Here is a 24,491-nt window from a genome sequence, read left to right as displayed (position 1 = left end):
GTCCACTCCTATTTCCATTAATCCAACCAAAGAATCATTTCGTACGTTTAAGCCATCGATGCATAAATCCTTTGATTCCCTTCGGAGTTTCCGGCTCCGCGGCAGCAGGAACGGCCATGTACCGAAGCGCGATCCGTCTGATATCGCTGGAGGCATTACACCGCGGATAAGCTGCCGTAAACGGGACCTGCCGCTTGACGGACTGGACAACATGCGTATCATCGGCAATCGAGCCGAGCAGCTTGATGTCGATGTCCAGAAAACGCCGGGCCGTCAAAATAATTTTGCCCGCCGCCTCACGAGCCTCTTCCTCGTCTCCTGCACGGTTGACGATCAGGCTGAACGGAACCTTGCTTTCCGTGCCGTGGACCACCTTGATTAACGCATAGGCATCCGTGATGGACGTCGGCTCCGGCGTCGTAACGACAAGGCATTGATCAGCGGACGTAATAAACTTCATGTTTTCCTTGGATAAGCCGGCGCCTGTATCGAAGATGATGTAGTCCATCCCGGAAGCAATGCGCTCGATCTGGGATATGAAATAATCCATCTCTTCCTCGGAAAGGGACATCATGTCCGCCAAACCCGAACCTCCGGCAATGTAAGGCAGCTTATCCGGCCCATACTGAATCACTTCTTCTATGCTCTTCTCCCGGCGAATGAGATGATACAGGCTGTACCGAGAGCTCACACCCATCAGAACGTCAATGTTTGCCATGCCGATATCGGCATCAAAGACCAGAACTCTTTTTCCCATCGATTGCAAAGTCAATGCAAAATTCAACGTGAAATTGGATTTCCCAACCCCGCCCTTGCCGCTGCTGACCGTTATGATCTTGGCGGTTCTTGCGGAGGTCGCCTTGGCGCTCTCCCCGGGCTGCTGGGCCGAAACCAACTGGCGAAGCGAGTGAGCTTGATCCGTCATGTACGACTCTCTCCCAGCAGCAGATGGCATAACCGTTCAGGGTCGGCCATCAACAGATCATCAGGCACATTTTGACCATTGGTCATATAAGACAGGCGAAGGTTGTGAGCATCGATCAGATTAAACAAGGCGCCGTAGCTTCCGGTTTCATCCATCTTCGTGAAAATGACCTTATCCAGCTCGTATTTGCTGAAATGATCCGCGATTTCGATCATGTCGCTGCTCTTGGATGTGAGGCTGAGAACAAGATAAGTTTCGCTTTGATCGGAATGGGAGAACAGGCTTTGAAGCTCGGAAACGAGCAGCTCATTCCGATAGTTCCGGCCCGCCGTATCCATTAATACCAAATCGCAGTCCTGAAGCTTCTGAAGGGCTCGCTGCATGTCGCCGGGCGACTGCACGACCTCCATCGGCACATTGAGAATGGAAGCATAAGTGCGAAGCTGTTCAACGGCGGATATCCGATACGTATCGGACGTAATGAAGCCTACCTTGCGTTGATTACGGAACAGCTGCTCTGCAGCGATCTTCGCAATCGTGGTTGTTTTGCCGACACCCGTTGGGCCAGCGACATATACGATCCGCGTCCCGGGCTGAACGCCATCGCCGATACGTCCCACAAGGAACGCCTCGGCCTGCTTGTAAATCACGTTCAGAAGCTCGGTCTCGCTCATCTGCATTTGGCTGGCTTTCCAGGCATCTTCCGCGGCCGCGAGCCACTCTTCCGCCAGCTTGGCCGATAGATCCTGCTTCAGCAGCTGATCCCGGATAACATGCAGCGGTTCGGGAAGATGCTGCGCCTCCAGATTCTGCCTGGATAATCGCGCAATCCATTCCTTCATTTCCTTAAGCTCCTCAAGGACTCTCTGTTCGGATTCGCTGATTCCCAGTCGTGAACTTAACGACTCCTCCTGCCCCCCGCCGGATGGTTTCTTTGCTTCAACAGAAGCAGCGGCTTCAAATGAATCGCTGCGTACCGCTGCCGGAGCAGCCTCTGCAGGCTGCTGCGTCTGGCTGACCTCGTCCTTTTGCCTGTCCACAATCTCCTCGGAAGCTGCCACCTGGCTAAGTAACTCTGCAAAGCGGTTATAGTCGGCCTCTTGCCGCGCATCCGCTGCATTATCCGCGTTATTCATATGAAGCGGGGAGGTTTTAGGGCCTTGCTTCGAAATTTCAGCCGTTCGCTGGTAGGCCTTGGGTACCGCCCCTGAGGGAACAGAAGGCGTAACTTTGGGCTTGACCGGGGCAGAGCCCTTGGGCTTTTCCGCCTGTTCTACCGCCGCGATCACCTCTATTTTCTTACGGGTGAACATCCCGAGGAATCCGCCTACCTTGGTTTCCTTCGTGCTCAGTATGACCGCATCCGCACCCAAATCCGTACGAATGTGCTGCATCGCCTCAGGCATCGTGTCGACGATATACCTTTTCACTCTCATAAGTTCACCACTCCGACACTTTGAATTTCGACGTTAGGCTCCAGCTCGCTATAGGACAACACCGGGATATCCTGCATGCTTCGTTCAATGACCTGCCGCAGATACATTCTTATGGCCGGCGAGGTCAGCAGTACGGGCTGCTGTCCCATCTGAATAATCCGATTGACCTGCTCACTGAGCTTTTGAAACACGCTCTGCGTGGATGCCGGATCCATCGCGAGATAGCTTCCTTGGTCGCTCTGTTGAACGCTCTCGGCGATTTTCTTCTCCAGCTGCGGTCCGACCGTGATAACGCGCATCGCCTCTCCTTCTTGAGCATATTGCTGTGTAATCTGACGTGAGAGGGCCTGCCTTACATATTCGGTAAGGACATCGGGGTCCTTCGAATAATGCCCGTAGTCCGCAAGGGTCTCGAGAATCGTAACCATGTCCCGGATGGAGATCTTCTCGCGGAGAAGCTTGGCCAATACCTTTTGCACTTCCCCGATGGTCAGCACGGAAGGAATGAGCTCGTCCACAAGGACCGGATAGCCTTCCCGAATATTGTCTACCAGTGCCTTCGTTTCCTGGCGTCCGATCAGCTCATGGGCATGTCTCTTAATGAGTTCCGTCAGATGGGTAGCAACGACGGACGGTGGATCCACAACGGTATAACCTGCCAGATCCGCCCGTTCCTTCATGGCTTCGTCAATCCACAGTGCAGGAAGCCCGAACGCCGGTTCCGTCGTATCGATCCCTGTTACGGAATCGTCCTCGTATCCCGGGCTCATGGCGAGATAGTGATTTAATAATAATTCACCGCCGCCGACAGCATTCCCTTTTATTTTTATGACATATTCGTTCGGTTTTAGTTGAATATTGTCGCGAATTCGGATGACCGGCACGACAAGTCCCAGCTCAAGCGCGCATTGTCTCCGGATCATAATGATACGGTCCAATAAGTCCCCGCCCTGCTGCGCGTCTGCCAGCGGAATCAACCCATACCCGAATTCGAATTCGATAGGATCGACCTGCAAGAGGTTGATCACGCTTTCCGGGCTTCGCACCTCTTCAATCTGCTGCTCCTCTTCCAGCTGCTCCACTTCCACCTGCTTGCGATCCAAATTGTTCTGCATCGTCCGTGCCGCGATAAATAGTATGAGTGCAATCGGCGCGGTCGTGATCAGATGAATCGGTGTGAAGATCCCCAGCAGCAGGACGGTTCCTGCAACGATGTACAACAGATGAGGATATGAGAAGAGCTGCCCCGTCAGATCCTCAGCCAGATTTCCTTCGGATGAAGCACGCGTAACAATCAGGCCCGCTGCCGTGGAAATCAGGAGAGCCGGAATCTGGCTGACCAATCCGTCCCCGATCGTCAGGATCGAGTAGGTGCTCATCGCGTCGCCGAACGACATGCCGTGAATCGAGATCCCGATAATAAATCCGCCGATCAGGTTGATGAGCATGATGACGATCGTGGCGATGGCATCACCCTTGACGAATTTACTCGCACCATCCATGGCGCCGTAAAAGTCGGCTTCCCGCTCGATCTTGCTGCGTCGCTCCCTGGCTTGCTGCTCATTGATCAGACCCGCGTTCAGATCCGCATCGATGCTCATCTGCTTACCCGGCATCGCGTCGAGGGTAAATCTAGCCGCAACCTCGGCTACCCGTTCCGAGCCTTTGGTAATGACGATGAACTGCACGACGACGAGGATCAAGAAGACGATGAAGCCAACCGCAATTTCGCCGTTGGCAATCCATTTGCCGAACGTGGCAACAACCTCGCCTGCGTTAGCTTCCGACAGGATCAGCTTCGTTGTCGATATGTTAAGCGCTACTCGAAAGAGTGTCGTGATGAGCAATAAGGAAGGAAAAATGGAGAAATCGAGCGCTTCCTTCGTATTCATGGCCACCAGCAAAATGATGAGCGCCAGCGAGATATTGATAATCAGAAGTACATCGAGCAGCCATATCGGGATCGGAAGAATCATCATGAGTACGATGCCAATGACACCCGCAAGGACAGATAGATCTTTTATTTTCACTGCACAGACGCCTCCGGTCCCTAGTTATTTCGCTTTACCTTTTAGTTTATATACATAGGCCAGCACTTCCGCTACGGCCTGGAACAGGTCTCCCGGAATCGAATCCCCGATTTCCGACCGTTGGTACAAAGCGCGTGCCAGCGGCTTGTTTTCCATCGTTATAATTCCGTGTTCCTTTGCGATTTCCTTAATCCGCAAGGCCATGAAATCCTGGCCTTTTGCGATGATTTGCGGAGCTTCCATCGTGGACCCGTCGTATTTGATCGCCACTGCAAAGTGGGTCGGGTTCGTGATGATGACGTCGGCATTCGGAACTTCCTGCATCATCCGCTGAAGTGCCATCCGACGCTGGCGCTCCCTGATCTTTCCTTTGATCAGCGGATCGCCTTCCATTTTTTTGTACTCGTCTTTGATGTCCTGCTTGGACATCCGAATGTTTTTCTCGTAATCGTATTTCTGATACATGTAATCCAGAATGGCCAGAATGATCAGCCCGATGGCAATCTTAAAACCGAGCGACATGGTGATATCGGCCACGAAATGAAAGATGGTATCGGGTCCCATCGTCGACAAGGAGGACAAATCCTCCCTGGCAGCCCACAAGGTGCTGTACACGAGGTAACCGATAATGGTCAATTTAATGACCGATTTCAAAAACTCGACCAATGAACGCATCGAGAATATATTCTTGAACCCCTTGATGGGGTCGATTTTGCTGAACTTCATTTTCAGCGTCTCGCCGGTTAACATAAACCCGACCTGCAAATAATTAGCGACCAGCGCTATAACGAAAATCGAAATGAACAAAGGCGCGAGCAGAAGCAAGATTTGAACGCCATATTCCCCGAACAGCTGCATCACATTATCTTTCGTTACATTCATGGAGAGCCGATTAATGTATATATCGGTGAATAGTCGAACGGTGCGGTCCCTCATATAACCGCCAAAGATTAACAGGCAGAAGAAAGCCGCCAGCAAAACCGATGCACCCGATACCTCCATGCTCTTGGCAACTTGGCCCTTCTTACGCGTATCCTGGCGCTTCTTCGGTGTGGCTTTCTCCGTCTTTTCGCCAGCGAACAGCTGTAAGTCGACCGGATACCGGTATGACATCCGCTTCACCTCCATCCTCCTTAAGTCGGCTCGTCGCCAAGAACGCCGAGCAGCTCACGGAGCGCTTCAAACATTTTGGCAAACAGATGATCAAACAGGGACACCAGCATCGGCATGAGCAGCATCAGCAGCACGAGCCCAACGATGATTTTGATAATGATCCCGATGACAAACACGTTGAACTGCGGGGCCGTCCTTGCCAGAAAGCCAAGCCCGACATCGGTCAGGAACAGGGCTGCCACCAGCGGAGCCGCCATTTGAATCGCCAATACAAATGAGTGCGAGAATGTCCGAACGAGAAAATCCGTTACGTTACCCCCATGTATCTTCCCGAATACGTCACCCGTGATCGGGATCCAATCATAACTGTACATAATCGCATCAAACAAATAATGGTGACCATTCATGCTCAGGAACACCAATAGAGCGAGATAATACTTGAAATTCCCGATTAATGGGGTGGACGTCCCCGTAAACGGGTCGATGACATTCGCCATGCTGAAACCGATCTGAATGTCAATTAATGCCCCGGCGGTTTGGACGACAGCCATGATGAGGTAAGCAGTGAAACCTAGAAGCAGTCCCACCAGCACTTCCTGGACGATTAAGATGGCGTAAGACAGATCTTGCGGAACCACTTCCCCGAGCCCGAACGATAGATAGACGATCAGGGCGATAATGGCCGACAGGGCTATTTTGTAAGAAGAAGGTATACCGCGCGAAGCAAACACTGGCGATATTACAAAAAAAGATGTTATTCGACAAAAAATAAGCATGAAAACTGGTAAACTTTGCTGCAACCATTCCATGGACACTCAGCCTATCCGATATATTTGTAGAGATTGTCCAAAATACCGTGCGTAAAATCCACTAACGTTGTTAATATCCAAGGACCAAACAGCAGTAACGCTACAAGAACGATGATGATTTTTGGTACGAAAGCCAGCGTCTGTTCCTGGATTTGTGTTGTCGCTTGAAAAATACTGATGATTAGTCCCACAACCAGTGCGAGAACCAGCATCGGCGCGCTCACCTGGAGCACAATATAGACCGCTTGTCCTGCCAGACCGATAATAAATTCAGCGCTCACGGCTTAGTCCCCCTGTATTCGAATTGCTTGCCGCTTATTGCTACGGGTTAAAGCTCATCAGCATGGATTTCACTACCAGATACCAGCCGTCCACCAAAACAAAGAGCAGAATCTTGAATGGCAGTGAGATCATGACCGGCGGCAGCATCATCATCCCCATTGCCATCAGTACGCTGGCAACCACGATATCGATGACCAGAAACGGAATGAAGATCATAAAGCCCATTTGAAAACCCGTCTTCAGCTCGCTAATGGCAAATGCCGGAACTAAAACCGTTAATGGAATGTCCTCGTAGGATTCGGGTTTCTCCGCGCCGGTGTAATTCATGAACAGCAACAGGTCCTTCTCCCGTGTGTGCGCGAACATGAACTTCTTCATCGGGTCTTGAGCCTTATCCAGCGCTTCCGCTTGAGTGATCTCCCCTTTGAGGTAGGGCTGCAGCGCGACCTCGTTCATCGAGGACAACGTGGGAGCCATAACGAACAAGGTAAGGAACAGCGCCAGGCCGATCAACACTTGGTTTGGCGGTGTTTGCTGTGTTCCGAGCGAAGTACGGACAAAGCCGAGCACGATAACAATCCTTGTAAAACTTGTCATCAGCACCAGGATCGCCGGTGCAATACTAAGAATGGTAATCAGGAGTATCAAGGACAAGGAGCTTGTCCCCGGTGCATCTCCCTCATTACCGATTTGAATATCAATGTTCGGAATCGGATCCGCGAATGCCGTATGGGAAAACAATAATCCAAACATGATGAAAATCGTGATAGCGTACGAGATCTTTTTATTCATGAATCCTTATGATCCTCCCGCAGCAATTCTTCGACCTTTTCTTTCCGGTTCGGTACGCTGCGCAGCTTGGATTCGAACACTTCATGGAAAGAAGATGTATCGTCCAACTCCATTTCTTCCGGTGGTTTGTCTTTACGGAGTTTTGCCGCCAGTTTCGTTATAAAAGGCGGCAGTGCCCCATTATGTATTCCAGAATCCTGTTCAAATGCAGCTTGGATAAGCGCAACTTCAGCCGGATCAGAAATTTTGTCCACCAACCGGACGTCTTCGCCAACTCCGATCACATAGATGCTGCCCCCAATTTCGACGAGCTGAAGGGATTTGTTAGGGCCCATACCAACCGCACCTAAAGTACGAATGGAGCGGCCCTGCATCCAGCTCTGATTCTTTCTGCCTAGAAAGCGAATCAGGAACACGATCAACGCAATGATGATGGCAAGTACGATAAAGACATAAAACAACTGTAAATAATACCCGGTAGTACTACTTGAGCCCAATCTGTCAGAAGCTGCCATCATCATAAGAAGAATCCTTATACGCCAAGCGTCTTGTTGATGGCTTCAATAACTCTGTCCGATTGGAACGGTTTAACGATGAAGTCTTTCGCTCCGGCTTGGATTGCGTCAATAACCATCGCTTGCTGACCCATGGCAGAGCACATAATTACTTTGGCATTGGCATCTACTTTTTTAATCTCTTTAAGCGCTGCGATACCATCCATTTCCGGCATCGTAATATCCATCGTAATCAGATCTGGACGAAGTTCCTTAAATTTCTCGATTGCTTGTGCACCGTCCTGTGCTTCCCCCACAACCTCGAATCCGTTCTTGACCAATATGTCACGGATCATCATTCTCATAAATGCAGCATCGTCCACGATCAGAATTCGGTTAGCCATTGATAAAAATCCTCCCTAAAATGTTTGTGCTATTGTAATTTTTGAATCCGGTCCCATTGGCTTACGATATCCGTCACACGCACACCAAAGTTCTCATCGATGACAACGACCTCGCCTTTGGCAATCAGTTTATGATTGACGAGGATGTCAACAGGCTCACCGGCCAGCTTGTCCAGCTCGATAATCGAACCTTGCGACATTTCCAGGATATCCTTAATTTGCTTTTGGGTCCTCCCTAATTCTACGGTGACTTTAAGGGGAATGTCCATCAGTAAGTTCAGATTGTTTTCATCCACCTGGGTGTAAGGTGCAGATTGCAGATTAGCGAACTGCACGGGCTGTACATTCACATTGCGATTCGGCATGCCGCCATACTGTTGCGGCTGTGCTTGGTAAGGCATCTGCGGCTGACCGTATGGCATGGATTGCTGCGGGATGGGCCCGCCATGTCCTGGCATAGGCTGACCGTAGCCTTGTCCATAATCGTAGCCTTGACCCATGTCTTGGGTTTGTGCCGGATTAACCGGTGCTTGTACCGACTCCTGGGCACTGGCCGGTGCTTCCACCGCCGGAGCAGCTTCCTGCTTCGCAGGCTGCGGTTCTTCTGTCCCGTTGATGAGCATGTGAACCATATCCTTGGAGAAATGGACGGGCAGCAGCTGCATAATGGTTGAATCAATAAGTTCACCGATAATTAATCGGAAAGAAATCTTAATCAGCGTTTCATCCGGCGGCAGGTTGTTGACCCCTTCGCCGTTCGCCATGTTGAGAATGTCAATGCCTGGCGGCGATATATTGACAAACCGGTTGAAAATCGTCGACATGCTCGTTGCGGAAGACCCCATCATCTGGTTCATCGCTTCCTGAACGGCACTGATATGAATCTCATTGAGTTCCTCTTCCATGGGGTTGCCTTCCCCGCCTAACATGAGATCGGCAATGACCTGCGCGTCGCGTGTTTTAATGACCAGCGAATTAATTCCTTCAAATCCGTCCACGTACTTAACATGTACCGCAACATGCGGCTTCGGAAATTCTTCCTCGAACTCGCTTCGTTTAATGATCGAAACTCTGGGGGTCGTGATATCCACTTTTTTGCCCAGCAAGGTGGACAGGGCGGTTGCAGCGCTGCCGAAGGTTATGTTACCGATCTCACCCAGCGCGTCCTGCTCCAGAGGTGTTAATACGTCATCGACAGTCGCCGCCGAAGGAATTGATGCTGGTGATGCCATTTCCGACTGTTTTAACAAAGCGTCGATTTCTTCCTGGGATAAATAATCTTTACTCGTCAAATTCTTCAGCTCCTTCGATGACAATTTCATCGATTTGTACAGCAACCCGGTCTTTTATCGTTCCGGGACTGCCAATAAACTTTAATTTGTCGCCGACCTTGATGGATAGTCCGTCATGCATCGGCTTGTTTAACGAAATAACGTCGCCGACGCTCAGTCCTAAGAACTCGGACACGGTAAGCTGCGAAACGCCCAGCTCGGCAACGATCGGAAGCTTGGCTTTGCTTACGCGCTGTTTAAGAGCATCCACTTCCTCCGGAACGCTCGCTTTTTTCTCCGAGATGAACCATTGATGCGCGGACAGCTTGGACATGATCGGCTCCAGCACCACATGCGGTATGCACAGGTTAATCATGCCCGTGGTATCGCCGATTTTTGTGCTAAGGGATATTAGCGCAATGGTTTCGTTCGGAGACACGATCTGCATAAATTGCGGATTCGTTTCCAAGGCTTCGAGGCGCGGGGATATATCCAACACCGTTTTCCATGCCTCCTGGAGGCTATCGAACGCCCGGCTGAATATGCGCTCCATAATAATCGTTTCGATTTCGGTCATCGAGCTGATGGAAGACGGAGCAATGCCCGTACCTCCAAGCAATCGGTCCAGCATCGCGTAGGCAATGTTGGGATGGACCTCGAGCACCATCCGACCTACGAGCGGTTCGGCTTCAAATATATTAAGAACTGTCATTTTTGGTATGGAGCGAATAAATTCATCATACGGAAGCTGTTCAACCTGCACTACGTTGATTTGCACAAAAGTACGTAACTGCGCCGAGAAGTAGGTCGTCAAATAGCGTGCAAAGTTCTCATGGATCCGAGTCAAGCTTCGGATATGATCCTTCGAAAAACGGAGGGCCCTCTTAAAATCGTAAGAACGGATTTTCTTTTGCGTTTCCTCTTTTTTCAGTTCTTCAGCATCCATTTCCCCTGAAGAGAGAGCGGCCAATAAGGCATCGATCTCATTCTGCGATAAAACATCAACCATCTACTCACCCCCTTACAGGTCGTCCGACGAACAGTCTAGATACCTACTATCATTACTTCTGTCATTTCGATTTGAATCAAGTGACCGGACGTTAACGACTTATTGATCAGGTTTTGCAGCTTGGCAATAAACTGTTCGCGCCCTTTGGAGTCATTCAGTAATTCGGGTTTCGTGTCGGCCAGCGTTTTGATAATAATCGGTTTGATCTTGATTTCCTTGATTTTATCGAATTCTTCCTTTGCTTTTTTATCGTTAAGCTGAAAAGCAAAGGCCATCTGGGCAACAAATTCAGGATCTGCCAGATTCGTCTTGATACCGGTTATTTCCGATGTCATCTTTACGATCTCGTCGGCCGACAACTTGGATAAAGCCGCGGCATTGGCCGAAGCCTGACTTTTCCCGTTATCGCCAAGCAGCTTGTCCGACAACAGGAAGATGGCCAGGACAATCAGCGTAATCGATAACAGGATCGTAATTAACCAGGGGAGCATCTTTTTCATGAAGGTTCCTCCAATTGCTGCACTTTAATGGTGGCTTGATGAATGCCTACCTCGTGGTGGTACGCCTTAATGGAAGCGATGATTTCGTTTGCACTTTCAAGCACAATCATCCGTTTTCCATTAATCAAAGTAATGTAGGTGTCAGGAGTCTCCTCAACCATTTCTATCAACAGCGCGTTAAGCCACAACTGCGAACCATTTAACCTCGTTACCGATATCATGGATAGCCTCCTTGTTGAATCAGGGAGGGGATGGCCCCTCCCTATCCATCCTTATCGTTTCAGATTGACAACTTCTTGAAGCACTTCATCCGAAGTCGTGATAATCCGGGAGTTAGCTTGGAAGCCGCGCTGAGCGACGATCATTTCAGAGAATTCGCCTGTCAAGTCAACGTTGGACATTTCAAGCTGACCGGCAATAATCGCACCGGTTCCTTCTTCCGCGTTGTTCCCTTCAAACATGACGGCAGCCAGATCGCCGTCCGGAACTGCATTCAGGGTCACGCGATACATATTGCCTCCGATTTTTTCAAGGCCTTCCGGATTCGGAATTTTCGCAACGCCGATAATGGCTCCTTCTTCCGTCGTTCCGTCACTCATCTTCTGAATAATGGCGCCATTCTGCGCGATTGTGAAAGCCGTAACCTCTTCGTCCAGCTGGATCGGATCACCCGCCGAATCGAGAACGAGCATACCGTCCGAAGTGACCAGGTTACGCGCTACGTCGATATGAAAGTCGCCGGCACGAGTCAAGAAAGGCACTTCTTGATCCTCGCTGAGCTTCACCATGAAGAATCCGTCTCCGTCAATTCTCAGGTCCGTTGGGTTCGGAGAAATCATCGCGCTGCCTGGGGTATGCATCGTATCAATCGAACCGATCGATACACCAAGACCGACCTGCTTCGCATTTACACCACCGGATGGATCGTCAGTTCCTGGCGTAACACCTGACATCGTTTGACTTAGAACGTCTTTAAACATCACTCGTCCCGCTTTAAACCCAACCGTGTTTACGTTGGCAATGTTATTACCGATAACATCAAGCTTGGTTTGGAAACCTCTCATTCCGGAAATACCGGAATACATGGATCTTAACATCGATTTTCCTCCTTTTGTTATGGACCGCTTCTGTCGATCAGCGGCCGCCTGGCTTCCTCACGGGCCAGCCAGATTTATGAGATAATAACTGCACTATCAATTTGCGTGAATACGTTGTCCTTCATCGCCTTGCCATCCATCGCAGTGACCACGGTCCGATTCGCAATATTTACAATGAGAGCCATATCCTTCATCAGAATGAGTGATTCCTTACTCCCCTTCGCAGCAGCTTTGTCCACCGCGCTCTGGATCTGCGCAAGCTGATCACCCTTTAATTCAATCCCGCGCTGCTGAAGTCTCTTCGCCGCATGATTGCTAATTTTAAGCAGATTCTCATTTAAAAGTTCCTGGAACGTCCCGGCTGGTGGATTAGCCTGAGCTTGTCCTATCTTTCGCTCATTATGAAGAGCTGCGGGATGTATTTTTCCAGGGTATAGATGGCCTATCATCATGCGGTCACTCATGGCGCTGTCCCCCCAGGCTCTTCACCTTGTTCCACGTCTCCGGTTTCGGGCTCTCCCGAATCCGGATCGCCTGCTTCAGGTTCGGAAGGAACGGGATCCGTTGCTCCTGGATCATTCTGGGCTATAGCGTTCTCGATTTTCACGATCTGGTCAAGCGATACTTCACTTTCACCGACTTTGGCGTAATGGACGCCTTCGCGGACGATTATGGAATCCACAAGACCGCTCTTCATGACGGAATCCGAGCCATCCTCCGGTTTGAACAACCAGCTGATCTGTTTACCGATCAAACTTGAAGCAGCACCCAAAGACTGGCTCATTGCCGTCAATTGAGTATTGATATTCATTAGCTGCTCCAGTGAAGTAAACTGGGCCATTTGGGCAATAAATTCCCGGTCCTGCATCGGCTGAAGCGGATCCTGATGCCGCAATTGCGTAATCAGAATGCTTAAGAACTGGTCCTTCCCAAGCTCTTGGCCGTTTTCTTTTTTACTGCTGACGTTCCCTTTGGCATAATTGGGCCACATATTTTTCGTAGATACCGGATTTGTTGCCATCCAAGCTCACCTCCTCACTGTTAGGCTTTCGCGGTAAATGTTCCTGCTTTCAAGTTCTCATCGTCGGTTTGATGCTCGGCGATCCAATCGTTCAATTCTTCCGTCAAATTCGCGGCAAGAACGGCATCGTCGGAAGGCCTATCCTTCTCCTTCGAACGGTGCTGCGGCTGCTGCTGTCCTGATCCAGGCTGACGCCCATCCTGATAAAGATTGGCATTGGATGGATGGCTGCTCTGCGTAACTTCAATTTTCTCGACTTGAAGTCCTTGGGCCATCAATGCGCTTCGAAGCTGTGCCATTTGCTGGTCAATCAGTTCTTTAGCATCCGTCGATCGCGTCATGAACTGTGCGATCAACTGGCCGTTCTGCATCGTTAGCTTGATGTCGACTTGGCCCAGATGCTCCGGATTCAAGGAGATTCTCGCTTCGGTAAATCCGGTTTGCTTCACGATTTCGAGCTTATTAATAATGAAGGAAGTCATTTCGTTAGAGAAATTCTCAACAGGAACCGGCGGAGCCGCAGGTTTTACCGCAACTTGGGTTCCGGAACGCAGGGCCAGCTGACCGGCAGTAACCGTTCCTTGCTCTAATTGCGAATCCCCTTCGTTTAAGGCGAATTCAGCTGCTGTGCCGTCAACCGGGGTGCTTGTGGCCAGAGCAGACCATTTAGCGTTCGCTTGCCCCGTTGTCTCAGATGAAGCCGACTGTCCTGCTGCAGTATTCGCTGCAATGTTAGGCTGTACCGCATCCGGCTGCTTTTGGCTTAGGATGTTGGCAAAACTGCCGCTTGCTTTACTTTCTCCAGTCCCCGTTCCTTGACCAAGCAAACTTTGGAAGGACTGGACAAGCTGTTTGACGGCTGCCTCCGTCTGCAGGTCCAGCTGACCTGATTTGGATAGCATCGAAGCCAGCTGGCTGATCGTGTCCTGTACCGCAAACCGAATCGTTTCCGGATGGGAAGCCAAAGGCGACATCTCATTGCCGTCCGCGTTACCTTGCGCGTGAGGAGCGGTTCCGCTTATCAAAAGGTTCGCTTGCGTCAGCCAGTTCTGCAGCTCTTGCAATAACGATGGATCCTCCTCTAACGCCTGGTCCATGGTATCTAGCTCCTGCAGCAATCCTTGTAGCAGCTCCATTAAGCCTTCAAGCGATTCGTCGGTTTCTACTGAATACTGCGCAAGCAGGGATTCCAGCTTGGCCGCGACTTCAGTTGAAGTTGTTGCAGCACCGCTGCCGCTGCCGTTCATCTGGTAAGCCAGTGTCGAATCAAAGGAAACACCCGCTGCAACTTGACCGGCTGCGCTGGTCTTACCGCTTCCCGCGGTACTGCTGACCGTAGAAGACATACTGCTTTGTACCGTTATTGTCATCGTCTATTTCACCTCCTTTCCTGAGGATGGAGATTCATTTCAGAGCTATTTAGAGCCCATCAGGCGATTCAATATCTTAGCTGCCAACTCCGCGTCTTTCGAGGACATCGCATTTAAAATTCGCGAACGCGTAGCATCGTCCACCGTATTTAGAATGGTCATCGTCTTCGCGGGGCTGATCTTGTACGTTTGCATCAGCAGGTCCGCAGCGTTGGCGGGCGTCATTCCGGCAAAAGTCTGATTCAACTGGCTTTTATCCAGGTTCTCGGAGGTCTTCTTCTGCGCGGCCTCCGCGTCGTTCTTCTTCAGCCTGGATTGCAAAGCGGCAATGGCCATGTCTTCGGAGGTCTCCGCGTCTTTTAGCATCATGGTTGCATCCGCCGCCGTTTTCGGATCCATCTTTTGAAGGATGGCAACCCGGTTGCTGCTCTTCATTTGGCTCAGCATTAGCACCATTTCTTCCAGCGTCAGGTTCTGCATGATCGGAGCGGCTTTGCTGGGACTCATGTCCGCATAAAGCTTGGACAGCTCACGAATCTGCTTGGTGTACGCGTCTTCCTCTTCCGCCTCGCTGTCCGTGAATGTGCTTTGCATCGATTCTATTTGGGTTTCCAGCTCTTTCACCTTGTTTTCCTGCGTTGCTTTTTGCTCGGTTACTTCGTTTAACGTTTCTTCTTTCTCGGCAAGCTGCTTCTTAAGTTCCACAATCGTCGCTTCTGCGCTTTCTTCCTGCTGCTTCGCCTCTTTGAGCTTCTGCTCTTCCGGAGTCAACACCGGGTCAGGGACCCAGTTCTTAACGACCGGAATTTTATTGGCTACTTCGAGCAGCCCATCTCGGACATCGGCTCTGAAAAATACGGCGAGCGCTCCAAGCAGAACGATCGTGAATATAGCAGGTACCAAAATCAACAATATCCGTTCAAATCCTCCGCCTGATTCTTCCTTATCAAGCGGCATGTCTTTTCGTGCCACACTCATTCCTCCCTCGCGGTCATACCCACCGGTGTTTGCAAACCTTAACGGGCTCTGATCGCAAAACGTACCGTCGCCATTTCGTCCAGCTCGTTTTGTTCCCGAAGGAGACTTTCATGCCGGAACTTTTCTTGGGATTTGTCTCTTGCCTTCAGCCACACTTTTTCGTCAAGCATTTTGTCGGACAGTACCTTTTGTTTCTTCGTTACATTGACATGGGCGATCCGTATGTCATCCCGTTTCCGTTCAATGCATTCTTCCAGGTGCTCTGCATAGACCTGAATGTTTCGGATTTCTGCGACAGGCACGCACCGCGATGCCGCTTCCTGCTGAGCGCGGTACATTTGATCCCGCATCTCATACAGCTCATTCAGACTTTTCTCTTCCGCCTGCAGCTTCCCGATAGCACTTGACAGCATCCATTCAGCCTGCGTTTTCTCGTTGCTTTTCAGATCTACGATTTTCTGGAATGCATAATGAAATTTCATCCTTCAAAGTCATCTCCTTGAAAACTCGGAAATCAAACGTTCCTGAACCTCATCCAATGTGGTCTTCTCATTCACTTTTTGTTTCGTAAAATCCCAGATTCGGCCGATGTATTCGATCGATTCATCGATGTCGGCATTCGAACCCTGTTGATAAGCTCCGATATTGATTAAATCCTCCGAGTCCTTGTAGATCGCCATCAAACGCTTTACGTTCTCGGAAGCATCGATTTGTTCCTCAGGCGAGATGTCTTTCATGACCCGGCTAATGCTGGCCAGCACGTCGATCGCCGGAAAATGGCCTTTGTTCGCGATATTCCGATTCAGGACGATGTGACCATCCAGAATCCCCCTGACCGCGTCCGCGATCGGTTCGTTCATGTCGTCGCCGTCTACCAGCACCGTGTAAAAAGCGGTGATCGAACCCGTCGGACCTGTGCCTGCGCGTTCCAGAAGCTTCGGCAGACTCGCAAATACCGACGGAGTGTAACCGCGCATCGCCGGCGGTTCCCCTACGGCAAGACCGACTTCGCGCTGCGCCATCGCATAACGGGTAACCGAATCCATCATCAGCATCACGTTCAGTCCGCGATCCCTGAAATATTCGGCGATCGTGGTGGCGATCAAGGCTCCCTTAATACGGATGAGTGCCGGTTGATCCGAGGTGGCCACGATCACGACGGACCGTTTCAACCCTTCGGGACCCAAGTCCCGCTCGATGAAATCAAGGACCTCGCGTCCCCGCTCACCGATCAAAGCAATGACATTGACATCGGCTGAGGTGTTCCGTGCGATCATTCCCATCAAGGTGCTCTTCCCGACGCCGGAGCCGGCGAATATGCCGACACGCTGACCTTTGCCGATGGAGAGCAATCCGTCAATCGCCCGGACGCCGATGCTGATCGGCTCCTGAACCCTGGGCCGATTAAGCGGGTTCTGCGGAACGTTATGGGTGGAATAATGCGGCATGCGTGCCGGGATGATGGATCCGTCGAGCGGTTGTCCCAATCCGTCCAGCACTTTGCCAAGCAGTTCCGACCCGACCTGCACGCTCAGCGGTTTGCCTGTACCCACTACATCGCAGCCCGGGCCAATGGAGTGAAGCTCGCCGAGAGGCATCAGCAGCACTTTATTATCTCTGAATCCTACGACCTCCGCCTTGAGCGGCTTGGATTGCTTCGTGGGATAGATGTAGCATACGTCGCCGATACTGGCATCCGGCCCTTCGGACTCCACCATCAATCCGATGACCTGCGTAACCTTGCCGTTGATGCGGACGGGATCCAGATGTTTCAGATGGTCCATATACCGGGCGCTATTCAGCTTCTTCATCTTGATTTCTCCGTTCCTCGACATCAAGGGCGATCCGTACGAGTTCTTTTTTGATCTCGGCCAGCTGTGTATCGATGCGTGCATCCACGCTTCCGAAGGAAGACCGGATGACGCAGCCGAGATCCTTAACCGTGGAGTCCGGCAAAATTTGAAGCTCCGCCTGGGAGTCGATCGATAATCCGAGCTCTTCCCGCGCAGCGTATACGAATTCGAACTGATCGGGAGCTACGCAGAGAGAAATGATTCCTTTTTCCCGCTTGCGCGCCAGGTTCTTTCGTATCAGCTCCAGCGTGAATTCCGGTTCGATCGTCAGCTGACGATCCAGCACTTTCTCCGCAATGCTGCAGCTGAGCTCCACCAAAAACGGCTCCGCTTCTTGGATCAGATCTTCCTTGGCTTGGTGCGCGAGCTGAAGCAGCTCGCTCGCTTGAAGTGTCGCCTGCTCCATCAGTTCCTTCATCTCAAGCTCCGCCTTGGCAGAGCCCTCTGCATACCCTTGATTAAAACCTTCCATTTTCAGCGTTTCGGACAAATCCTCATCCTGAAGCCTTCTTTCAGTCCACCAAGCCTCAATCTGCTCCTGCGCTTCGGTCAGCAGACGCTGCGCCTCTTCCGAGGCCTCCCGGATTTGCCTTTCGGCAAACTCCTGAGCGTCCTTCAGCATTTCATGCTTCAAACGTTCGGCTTCAGCCAACGTTTGTACAGCAGCCGGCTCGGCAGTCGGCGGTGCAAGCTCCTCCACCGTTTCCTCGGTTGGCGAAGCGTAACGACGAGCAAGATCCAACTCTTTCAACACATCCATCGGTTTATAGTGGGACGATTTGATCAAGTTAGACAATGATGTCATCTCCTCCGCCGCGGGCAATAATAACCTCGCCCGCTTCTTCGAGTCTCCGGATCGTGCTTACGATCCGAGTCTGGGCTTCCTCCACGTCACGCAGCCGCACCGGTCCCATGTATTCCATTTCTTCGCGGAAGGTTTCGGCCATCCGCTTGGACATATTGCGGAAAATAACGTCCCGCACCTCTTCGCTTGCCACCTTGAGCGCAAGCTGCAGGTCCGCGTTCTCGACGTCGCGGATGATGCGCTGTATCGAACGGTTGTCCACGTTGACGATGTCTTCGAACACAAACATCCGCTTCTTGATTTCTTCCGCAAGCTCGGGATCCTGGATTTCCAGGGAGTCGAGGATCGTCCGTTCCGTTCCGCGGTCTACGCCGTTCAGAATTTGAACGATGGACTCGATGCCGCCCGCGCTGGTGTAATCCTGCGTCACCGTAGCCGACAGCTTCTGTTCCAGCACGCGCTCCACCTGAGCGATGACTTCCGGCGAAGTACTGTCCATGACGGCAACCCTGCGCGCAACTTCCGCCTGCTTCTCTTGCGGGAGCGAGGACAGGATCGCCGATGCCTGCTCGTATTGAAGATAAGACAATACGAGTGCGATGGTCTGGGCATTCTCATTCTGGATAAAGTTCAGGATTTGGCTCGGATCCGCTTTACGGGCGAAGTCAAACGGCCTTACTTGAAGCGTTGCCGTCAGCCTGTTGATCACTTCCATCGCTTTTTGCTGTCCAAGCGCCTTCTCCAAAATCTCCTTCGCATAATTGATGCCGCCCTGCGAGATGTATTCCTGGGCCAAGCAAATTTGATGGAACTCCTGAATAATGCTATCTTTCTCGACGCTGTCGACTTTGCGAACATTCGCAATCTCGAGCGTTAATTGTTCGATTTCTTCATCTCGAAGATGCTTAAATATTTGAGCAGACACTTCCGGGCCGAGTGTAATGAGCAGTATAGCCGCTTTTTGACGTCCGCTTAACATTTGGTTATTTCCCTTAGCCAATGCTTCCACCTCTATTCCTCAGCTAGCCATGTGCGAAGTAAATTCACGAATTCATCTGGCTTCTTCTTCGCCAAGGTTTCGAGCTGCTTACGAACCTGGCTTTCATTGGTTATGCTTTCGAGATTAATCGACGGGAACTCCGTAACGGGCGGAAGCTGAATATCCTCTTCAAGCTCCTCCTGCTGCTGTCTGCGTCTGCGGATGAAGAAATAGGTTCCTCCCGCAATCAAGGCCAACGCAGCGATACCGATTCCCCATAATACAGGCTGTGAAAATACGGATTTCGGATTTTCATCCGCATTTACATTAAATACCTGCGAAATAACCGAAACTTTTTTGGACAAATCAGCGTCTGTATAAGTAGAGTCTGAATCTGAAAGCGATGCTCTTACAATATTGACCAGGATGTTCTGAATAGCCGTTCTTGTGGCATCATCCAAAGTTGGTTGCCCGGCAGGTGGTTCAACCGAGACATTAATGGTTAAATCTTTAACAGTATATGGACTTGCAATGATATCCTTCGTAATCCGGTTAACCTCATAGTTAACGGTTTTGGAGAGCTCTTCCGAATTCGTTTGTCCGCTTCCAGAATCGCTTGGATATCCCGGAACGGCCTCTTCGCCTACGCCGGCCACGCCGCCTGTAGGACTGCCGGTCCCCGAATAGTTCTTCTGGATCTCCTGAACGCTGAGCTCAATCCCCTTCATTTCTTCTTCATCCACAGGGGTTACGATGTTTTCCTTGCTTTGCACCTGATCAAAGTTCAGTTTGGAAGCTACAAGAACATTGACTTTATTAGAACCCATGTACTGCGAGAGGAATTGCTGGACATTTTGCCTTACGTCGTTTTCGAATTTTTTCTGAAGCGCGAAATTTTCTTCGACCTTGCCGATCAATCCGCCTTGACCGCCTTTAGCTGTTGCGAGCAGCTCGACTTCGTCATTGGTGATTGTAATGTTCTCTATCGGCAAATTGGGAATGGCCGTTTTCACGAGGTTGTAGTACCCGTCAATGACTTCCTGATTAGGACGATAGCCCGGTTTGAACTGCACAACCACGGAAGCGCTGGCCTGATCTTCGTTTCCGTTTTTCGCGAACACACTTTCTTTTGGCAGGTTCAATAATACCGTTGCGTCCTGAACGCCCTGCATCTTCTCCAGCAGCCGTTCAACTTCGCCATTCAGTGCATTTACATATTTCACTTCGAATTCGTTATCCGTCATCCCGATGGCCGACGCGTTCTTTTCGAAGGTTTCGAATCCGATCGTGCCATTCTGCACCAGTCCCTGTGATCCTACATCGATCTGGACTTTAGCTGCGCTTGTGCTCGGAACCAGAATGCTTCTGCCGTCCTCGCTCAGCTTGTAGGAAATCCCCTGAGTCTCCAGGTGGCTGATGATGCCTGCGGCGTCGCTGGAATTCAGATCCCGGAATGCTACCTCATACTTCGTCTTAGAGAACTGCATCGTTAGCACGACAAGAGCAATTAGAACAAATGCTACGGTAGCGATTAACATTATTTTTTGTTTGTTGCTGAATTGGTTCCAATACTGGGTCATTCTCTCCCGATATTGGGTAATTCTCTCGTTCACATTGTCACCCCATCCGAAACTTTGCTAGAAACATTTAGATTTGCGTGCGCATGATCTCTTGATAGGCTTCTACCACTTTGTTTCGGACCTGCGTCGTGAGCTGAATGCTCAACAGAGCCTGTTGGGCGGATATCATCGCCTGATCTACGTTTACTTGTCCAATCATTAGTTTATCGCTCATTACGTGCGCGTTCTGTTCCTGCGCGGCCACAGAGTTCAGTGCTTCATTCAGGTAAGAGCCAAAATCCCGGATTGATTCGGAAGGAGTCGCACCATTTTTCACTTGCTCCTGCATTTGCAGCGGCTGTACACCCTGAACACTGAACATTGCATTCTGAATCATCTCTCTCTCCTCCTACTATGCTGGTCTATGTATAATATCCTCGTATTATCTTCCAATCTCCAAAGCCTTCATGATCATCGCTTTCGAAGCGTTTATCGCCGTAACGTTAGCCTCGTAAGAACGGGTAGCTGCGAGCATATCCACCATTTCCTTCGTAATATCGACATTAGGCATAAAGACATAGCCTTCCGCATTCGCATCCGGATGTGTGGGGTTATATACCTGCTTCAACGGGGATTGATCTTCCCGCACCTGCGCAACCTTAACCCCTTGCCCTGCATTCTGACCGTTCATCTGGGCTCTGAGAAGCCCTTCGAAGGATTCCTGCTGCGGCTGAAACACAACCGTCTTTCGGCGATACGGAACGGCTTGTCCATTCTCGATTCGCGCGCGCGTGGTTTCCGCATTGGCTATGTTGGAGGAGATGACATCCATTCGAAGCCGTTGTGCCGTAAGAGCTGATGCATTAATTCCGAAGCTATTGCTAATATTCATGAATCCCTATCTCCCTTCAATAGCTGTACGCATCATTCGAATCTGCTCATTTACAGCTTGTACGTACGAATTATAACGAAGCTGATTCTCTGCAAGCAGCGACATTTCTCTGTCTGCATCGACATTATTCTGGTTGTTATTCATGGAGCTGCTGCCGTCCTTTATGACCGAGGCATCCGGGATTGACCCGGTTGGACCGATGACAAAATGCCTGGGATCCGTTCTTCTGCCCTGAAGCGACAACTGGGCTCCATCCATTTCTTTCTTCAGAAGACTCTCAAAGGATACTTCGGATCTCTTAAAATGAGGTGTATCCACGTTCGCGATATTGTTTGCAATCACGTTGTTCCTGAGATTCGCTGCATCCAAACCGCTTTGAAGCCGTTGAAAAGAACTATTATTCAACAGATTCACTAGCTCATTCCTCCTGACTGGATTTGCCGAAAGGTATTCCACTCTTCCTAGCTAAACCCTCTTTTTTCGACAAATAATATAATCCGTACGAACTAACCTAGGTCTTAAGTAGAAAAAGACAACATGATGTCACATAAACTAAGTTTCTTAAAGATTGGGACTTTTTACAATAAGAAAAAAGCCCTATCTTTTACCAAAAAGAAGGGCTTTGTGTTCATTTTTATCCGATTTTTTTCTATATTATTGCAAATCGTACCACTAAATCTGTAAATTTTAAGTGAATTTACCCGCTAGGTAGGTCCTGTTCCTATCCTGAATATTCACAAAAAATTGCGAAATCCGTCCCGATCCCTTCCAACATGCGAAAACGCTTCGACATCCAGCAAGAAAGACCGGGATGAATATCGACAATTATCTCCTTTTTGCATACCCGGCAGATAGACCTATACGAATGCAACTACAGAATATACTGGCTCAGGTCCCGATCCTGGGCGATGCCGGCAAGTTTCTCCCGGACATACTGCGGGGTGATCACCATCCGGTCCAGCGTCAATTCAGGGGCTTCAAACGACAGATCCTCCAGCAGCTTCTCCAATATCGTATGGAGCCTCCGTGCGCCGATATTCTCCGTGTTCTGGTTCACCGAAGCCGCGATTTGGGCAATCTCCCGGATCGCTTCCGGCGAAAACTCAATTTCCAGGTCTTCGGTACGAAGCAGATTGACGTATTGTTTGGTCAATGCGTTTTTCGGCTCGGTCAAAATGGACACAAAATCATCGAGCGACAAACTGTTCAGCTCCACCCGAATCGGAAAACGCCCCTGAAGCTCGGGAATCAAATCCGACGGCTTCGCGATATGGAATGCGCCAGCAGCGATAAACAGGACAAAGTCCGTTTTTACCGGCCCGTATTTCGTCATGATCGTGGAGCCTTCCACGATAGGCAGAATATCGCGCTGCACGCCTTCCCTGGACACATCAGGACCCGATTGACGGCCCTGGCTGGCAACCTTGTCGATTTCGTCGATGAAAATAATCCCGGATTGCTCGGCCCGGCGTATGGACTCCTGGATGACATCATCCATATCAATGAGTTTGCCTGCTTCTTCCTGCGTAAGCACTTTTCTGGCTTCCTTGACGGACAGCTTGCGGCGCTTCGTACGCTTCGGCATCAAGTTGCCGAACATCTCCTGCATATTCATGCCCATCTGATCGTTGCCCTGTCCGGCAAACATGTCGAACATATTCGGTGCAGCATCCTCGACATCAATCTCAATCGTTTCGTCTTCAAGCTTGCCGGACAGCAGGTTAAAGCGCACCTGTCTCCGCTTCTCTTTAAGACTAACGTCCTTATCGTCCGCATCTTCCTCATCAGCCTGGGTTTCGTTGTTTCCACCGCCAAATAGCATCTCAAAGGGATTACGCTGGCTCTTCTGGCCTTTGGTTGAAGGCGCCAACAGCTGAACGATCCGCTCGTTCGCCATTTCCTCGGCTTTGTCCTTAACTTTCTCCGTACGTTCCAGCTTCACCATCCGGATCGCGGTTTCCACCAGATCCCGTACCATGGACTCCACATCACGGCCGACATAACCAACCTCGGTAAACTTCGTCGCCTCGACCTTGACGAACGGTGCATGGACCAGCTTGGCAAGCCTTCTCGCAATTTCCGTTTTGCCGACACCGGTTGGACCGATCATCAGAATGTTCTTTGGTACGATTTCGTCCCGCTCGTCATCGGTCAGCAGACTCCGGCGATAACGGTTCCGAAGTGCGACAGCGACCGATTTTTTAGCGTCCTTCTGGCCTACGATGTATTTATCCAGCTCGGATACAATTTGTCTAGGCGTCATCGATTCTTTACTCATCGCGAATACCTCCACCCCTGATATGGCTATATGTTGCTGCATGGCCCTCTTACAGCTCTTCAACAATAATGTTGCTGTTGGTGTAGACACACACCTCAGAAGCGATCTGAAGGGCTTCTCTGGCGATGTCTTTTGCTTCCATATGCCCTGCATGGCGCTTAAGCGCACGTCCGGCAGACAAGGCAAAATTGCCGCCTGACCCAATGGCCAGCACATCATCATCAGGCTCGATGATTTCGCCGCCCCCGGAAATCAGCAGCATCCCCGTTTTGTCCATAACAATCATCAAGGCTTCAAGTTTGCGGAGCACCCGGTCTTGACGCCAGTCCTTCGCAAGCTCGACAGCGGCCCGCTGCAGGTTTCCATGGTGCTCCTCCAGCTTGCCTTCGAATTTCTCAAACAACGTGATCGCATCCGCCACAGAACCGGCAAAACCGGCGACAACTTGTCCCCGGTAAAGACGGCGCACTTTCTTGGCGGTCTGCTTCATGACTACACTCTCACCGAATGTGACTTGGCCATCGCCGGCTATAGCTGCCGTGCCATTGTGCCGCACTGCGCAAATCGTCGTGGCGTGAAAAGTCATTTCCATGA

28 protein-coding genes are annotated in these 24,491 nt (G+C 50.6%); all 28 read right to left on the bottom strand.

Annotated elements, in window-relative coordinates:
- Positions 1 to 34 precede the first annotated feature (34 nt).
- Positions 35 to 925 (bottom strand): MinD/ParA family protein, encoded by an 891-nt coding sequence (locus BMX45_RS01620; protein WP_090908209.1) that lies wholly within the window; start codon positions 923 to 925, stop codon positions 35 to 37.
- The gene (flhF, locus tag BMX45_RS01615) at positions 922 to 2,361 is read right to left on the bottom strand and encodes a flagellar biosynthesis GTPase FlhF (protein ID WP_090908208.1); all 1,440 of its coding nucleotides are present in this window, start codon (positions 2,359 to 2,361) and stop codon (positions 922 to 924) included. The genes BMX45_RS01620 and flhF overlap by 4 nt, the downstream gene beginning before the upstream one ends.
- Positions 2,358 to 4,391, bottom strand: coding sequence for a flagellar biosynthesis protein FlhA (gene flhA, locus BMX45_RS01610; protein ID WP_090908207.1), 2,034 nt, complete (start codon positions 4,389 to 4,391; stop codon positions 2,358 to 2,360). The genes flhF and flhA overlap by 4 nt, the downstream gene beginning before the upstream one ends.
- Before the next feature lie 24 nt (positions 4,392 to 4,415).
- Positions 4,416 to 5,504: a flagellar biosynthesis protein FlhB gene (gene flhB / locus BMX45_RS01605; RefSeq protein WP_090908206.1), complete on the bottom strand. Its 1,089-nt coding sequence runs from the start codon at positions 5,502 to 5,504 to the stop codon at positions 4,416 to 4,418.
- A gap of 20 nt (positions 5,505 to 5,524) precedes the next feature.
- Positions 5,525 to 6,313 carry a flagellar biosynthetic protein FliR gene (gene fliR, locus BMX45_RS01600; RefSeq protein WP_090908205.1) on the bottom strand — a complete coding sequence of 263 codons (789 nt, stop codon included), beginning with the start codon at positions 6,311 to 6,313 and terminating at the stop codon, positions 5,525 to 5,527.
- Positions 6,314 to 6,324: 11 nt separating this feature from the next.
- Complete coding sequence (fliQ, locus tag BMX45_RS01595; protein ID WP_009594725.1) at positions 6,325 to 6,594, bottom strand: flagellar biosynthesis protein FliQ; 270 nt, start codon at positions 6,592 to 6,594, stop codon at positions 6,325 to 6,327.
- A 40-nt stretch (positions 6,595 to 6,634) separates the two neighbouring features.
- Positions 6,635 to 7,387 carry a flagellar type III secretion system pore protein FliP gene (gene fliP / locus BMX45_RS01590; RefSeq protein WP_009594726.1) on the bottom strand — a complete coding sequence of 251 codons (753 nt, stop codon included), beginning with the start codon at positions 7,385 to 7,387 and terminating at the stop codon, positions 6,635 to 6,637.
- Complete coding sequence (locus BMX45_RS01585; RefSeq protein WP_015736321.1) at positions 7,384 to 7,908, bottom strand: flagellar biosynthetic protein FliO; 525 nt, start codon at positions 7,906 to 7,908, stop codon at positions 7,384 to 7,386. The genes fliP and BMX45_RS01585 overlap by 4 nt, the downstream gene beginning before the upstream one ends.
- A gap of 11 nt (positions 7,909 to 7,919) precedes the next feature.
- Entirely contained in the window at positions 7,920 to 8,285 is a 366-nt protein-coding gene (locus BMX45_RS01580; RefSeq protein WP_006211317.1) for a response regulator, read from the bottom strand.
- A 29-nt stretch (positions 8,286 to 8,314) separates the two neighbouring features.
- Positions 8,315 to 9,577, bottom strand: a complete 1,263-nt coding sequence (gene fliY, locus BMX45_RS01575; RefSeq protein WP_090908204.1) for a flagellar motor switch phosphatase FliY — start codon at positions 9,575 to 9,577, stop codon at positions 8,315 to 8,317.
- Positions 9,567 to 10,565 (bottom strand): flagellar motor switch protein FliM, encoded by a 999-nt coding sequence (gene fliM, locus BMX45_RS01570; RefSeq protein WP_009594751.1) that lies wholly within the window; start codon positions 10,563 to 10,565, stop codon positions 9,567 to 9,569. The genes fliY and fliM overlap by 11 nt, the downstream gene beginning before the upstream one ends.
- 35 nt (positions 10,566 to 10,600) lie before the next feature.
- A complete protein-coding gene (locus BMX45_RS01565) occupies positions 10,601 to 11,065 on the bottom strand; it encodes a flagellar basal body-associated FliL family protein (RefSeq protein ID WP_009594755.1) in 465 nt (154 codons plus the stop codon).
- The gene (locus BMX45_RS01560) at positions 11,062 to 11,286 is read right to left on the bottom strand and encodes a flagellar FlbD family protein (RefSeq protein ID WP_090908203.1); all 225 of its coding nucleotides are present in this window, start codon (positions 11,284 to 11,286) and stop codon (positions 11,062 to 11,064) included. Before BMX45_RS01560 ends, BMX45_RS01565 begins: the two co-directional genes overlap by 4 nt.
- A gap of 51 nt (positions 11,287 to 11,337) precedes the next feature.
- Positions 11,338 to 12,162 (bottom strand): flagellar hook-basal body complex protein, encoded by an 825-nt coding sequence (locus BMX45_RS01555; RefSeq protein WP_090908202.1) that lies wholly within the window; start codon positions 12,160 to 12,162, stop codon positions 11,338 to 11,340.
- Between the two features lie 74 nt (positions 12,163 to 12,236).
- Positions 12,237 to 12,626 (bottom strand): TIGR02530 family flagellar biosynthesis protein, encoded by a 390-nt coding sequence (locus BMX45_RS01550; RefSeq protein ID WP_090908201.1) that lies wholly within the window; start codon positions 12,624 to 12,626, stop codon positions 12,237 to 12,239.
- A complete protein-coding gene (locus BMX45_RS01545; protein ID WP_090908200.1) occupies positions 12,623 to 13,183 on the bottom strand; it encodes a flagellar hook capping FlgD N-terminal domain-containing protein in 561 nt (186 codons plus the stop codon). Before BMX45_RS01545 ends, BMX45_RS01550 begins: the two co-directional genes overlap by 4 nt.
- Positions 13,184 to 13,203: 20 nt before the next feature.
- Complete coding sequence (locus BMX45_RS01540; RefSeq protein WP_090908199.1) at positions 13,204 to 14,553, bottom strand: flagellar hook-length control protein FliK; 1,350 nt, start codon at positions 14,551 to 14,553, stop codon at positions 13,204 to 13,206.
- 45 nt (positions 14,554 to 14,598) lie between these two features.
- Entirely contained in the window at positions 14,599 to 15,531 is a 933-nt protein-coding gene (locus BMX45_RS01535) for a MotE family protein (RefSeq protein WP_175495017.1), read from the bottom strand.
- A 38-nt stretch (positions 15,532 to 15,569) separates the two neighbouring features.
- Positions 15,570 to 16,013: a flagellar export protein FliJ gene (gene fliJ, locus BMX45_RS01530; RefSeq protein ID WP_009594763.1), complete on the bottom strand. Its 444-nt coding sequence runs from the start codon at positions 16,011 to 16,013 to the stop codon at positions 15,570 to 15,572.
- A gap of 9 nt (positions 16,014 to 16,022) precedes the next feature.
- A complete protein-coding gene (gene fliI / locus BMX45_RS01525) occupies positions 16,023 to 17,342 on the bottom strand; it encodes a flagellar protein export ATPase FliI (RefSeq protein WP_009594717.1) in 1,320 nt (439 codons plus the stop codon).
- Positions 17,326 to 18,180 carry a FliH/SctL family protein gene (locus tag BMX45_RS01520; RefSeq protein ID WP_090908197.1) on the bottom strand — a complete coding sequence of 285 codons (855 nt, stop codon included), beginning with the start codon at positions 18,178 to 18,180 and terminating at the stop codon, positions 17,326 to 17,328. The genes fliI and BMX45_RS01520 overlap by 17 nt, the downstream gene beginning before the upstream one ends.
- Positions 18,173 to 19,189, bottom strand: a complete 1,017-nt coding sequence (gene fliG / locus BMX45_RS01515) for a flagellar motor switch protein FliG (RefSeq protein WP_015736330.1) — start codon at positions 19,187 to 19,189, stop codon at positions 18,173 to 18,175. The genes BMX45_RS01520 and fliG overlap by 8 nt, the downstream gene beginning before the upstream one ends.
- Before the next feature lie 11 nt (positions 19,190 to 19,200).
- Complete coding sequence (gene fliF / locus BMX45_RS01510; RefSeq protein ID WP_090908196.1) at positions 19,201 to 20,781, bottom strand: flagellar basal-body MS-ring/collar protein FliF; 1,581 nt, start codon at positions 20,779 to 20,781, stop codon at positions 19,201 to 19,203.
- A 34-nt stretch (positions 20,782 to 20,815) separates the two neighbouring features.
- Complete coding sequence (gene fliE / locus BMX45_RS01505) at positions 20,816 to 21,124, bottom strand: flagellar hook-basal body complex protein FliE (protein ID WP_009594713.1); 309 nt, start codon at positions 21,122 to 21,124, stop codon at positions 20,816 to 20,818.
- Between the two features lie 45 nt (positions 21,125 to 21,169).
- Positions 21,170 to 21,619, bottom strand: a complete 450-nt coding sequence (gene flgC, locus BMX45_RS01500; RefSeq protein ID WP_009594707.1) for a flagellar basal body rod protein FlgC — start codon at positions 21,617 to 21,619, stop codon at positions 21,170 to 21,172.
- Between the two features lie 6 nt (positions 21,620 to 21,625).
- Complete coding sequence (gene flgB / locus BMX45_RS01495; RefSeq protein WP_009594762.1) at positions 21,626 to 22,033, bottom strand: flagellar basal body rod protein FlgB; 408 nt, start codon at positions 22,031 to 22,033, stop codon at positions 21,626 to 21,628.
- Between the two features lie 457 nt (positions 22,034 to 22,490).
- A complete protein-coding gene (hslU, locus tag BMX45_RS01490; protein ID WP_015736332.1) occupies positions 22,491 to 23,897 on the bottom strand; it encodes an ATP-dependent protease ATPase subunit HslU in 1,407 nt (468 codons plus the stop codon).
- 49 nt (positions 23,898 to 23,946) lie between these two features.
- Entirely contained in the window at positions 23,947 to 24,489 is a 543-nt protein-coding gene (gene hslV, locus BMX45_RS01485; protein WP_006211334.1) for an ATP-dependent protease subunit HslV, read from the bottom strand.
- Between the last annotated feature and the right edge of the window lie 2 nt (positions 24,490 to 24,491).

The sequence above is a fragment of the Paenibacillus sp. cl141a genome (assembly GCF_900109305.1).
Taxonomy (GTDB): Bacteria; Bacillota; Bacilli; order Paenibacillales; family Paenibacillaceae; genus Paenibacillus_AQ; species Paenibacillus_AQ lautus_A.
This window is presented reverse-complemented; position numbering and strand designations above follow the sequence as displayed.

Excerpts from the sequence above, each read along its gene's own strand:
- BMX45_RS01620 (WP_090908209.1), bottom strand. The coding sequence starts at position 925 with ATGACGGATCAAGCTCACTCGCTTCGCCAGTTGGTTTCGGCCCAGCAG.
- flhF (WP_090908208.1), bottom strand. The coding sequence starts at position 2,361 with ATGAGAGTGAAAAGGTATATCGTCGACACGATGCCTGAGGCGATGCAG.
- flhB (WP_090908206.1), bottom strand. The coding sequence starts at position 5,504 with ATGTCATACCGGTATCCGGTCGACTTACAGCTGTTCGCTGGCGAAAAG.
- fliR (WP_090908205.1), bottom strand. The coding sequence starts at position 6,313 with ATGGAATGGTTGCAGCAAAGTTTACCAGTTTTCATGCTTATTTTTTGT.
- fliP (WP_009594726.1), bottom strand. The coding sequence starts at position 7,387 with ATGAATAAAAAGATCTCGTACGCTATCACGATTTTCATCATGTTTGGA.
- BMX45_RS01585 (WP_015736321.1), bottom strand. The coding sequence starts at position 7,908 with ATGATGATGGCAGCTTCTGACAGATTGGGCTCAAGTAGTACTACCGGG.
- BMX45_RS01580 (WP_006211317.1), bottom strand. The coding sequence starts at position 8,285 with ATGGCTAACCGAATTCTGATCGTGGACGATGCTGCATTTATGAGAATG.
- fliM (WP_009594751.1), bottom strand. The coding sequence starts at position 10,565 with ATGGTTGATGTTTTATCGCAGAATGAGATCGATGCCTTATTGGCCGCT.
- BMX45_RS01565 (WP_009594755.1), bottom strand. The coding sequence starts at position 11,065 with ATGAAAAAGATGCTCCCCTGGTTAATTACGATCCTGTTATCGATTACG.
- BMX45_RS01560 (WP_090908203.1), bottom strand. The coding sequence starts at position 11,286 with ATGATATCGGTAACGAGGTTAAATGGTTCGCAGTTGTGGCTTAACGCG.
- BMX45_RS01555 (WP_090908202.1), bottom strand. The coding sequence starts at position 12,162 with ATGTTAAGATCCATGTATTCCGGTATTTCCGGAATGAGAGGTTTCCAA.
- BMX45_RS01550 (WP_090908201.1), bottom strand. The coding sequence starts at position 12,626 with ATGAGTGACCGCATGATGATAGGCCATCTATACCCTGGAAAAATACAT.
- BMX45_RS01545 (WP_090908200.1), bottom strand. The coding sequence starts at position 13,183 with ATGGCAACAAATCCGGTATCTACGAAAAATATGTGGCCCAATTATGCC.
- BMX45_RS01540 (WP_090908199.1), bottom strand. The coding sequence starts at position 14,553 with ATGACAATAACGGTACAAAGCAGTATGTCTTCTACGGTCAGCAGTACC.
- BMX45_RS01535 (WP_175495017.1), bottom strand. The coding sequence starts at position 15,531 with ATGAGTGTGGCACGAAAAGACATGCCGCTTGATAAGGAAGAATCAGGC.
- fliJ (WP_009594763.1), bottom strand. The coding sequence starts at position 16,013 with ATGAAATTTCATTATGCATTCCAGAAAATCGTAGATCTGAAAAGCAAC.
- fliI (WP_009594717.1), bottom strand. The coding sequence starts at position 17,342 with ATGAAGAAGCTGAATAGCGCCCGGTATATGGACCATCTGAAACATCTG.
- fliE (WP_009594713.1), bottom strand. The coding sequence starts at position 21,124 with ATGATTCAGAATGCAATGTTCAGTGTTCAGGGTGTACAGCCGCTGCAA.
- flgC (WP_009594707.1), bottom strand. The coding sequence starts at position 21,619 with ATGAATATTAGCAATAGCTTCGGAATTAATGCATCAGCTCTTACGGCA.
- hslU (WP_015736332.1), bottom strand. The coding sequence starts at position 23,897 with ATGAGTAAAGAATCGATGACGCCTAGACAAATTGTATCCGAGCTGGAT.
- hslV (WP_006211334.1), bottom strand. The coding sequence starts at position 24,489 with ATGGAAATGACTTTTCACGCCACGACGATTTGCGCAGTGCGGCACAAT.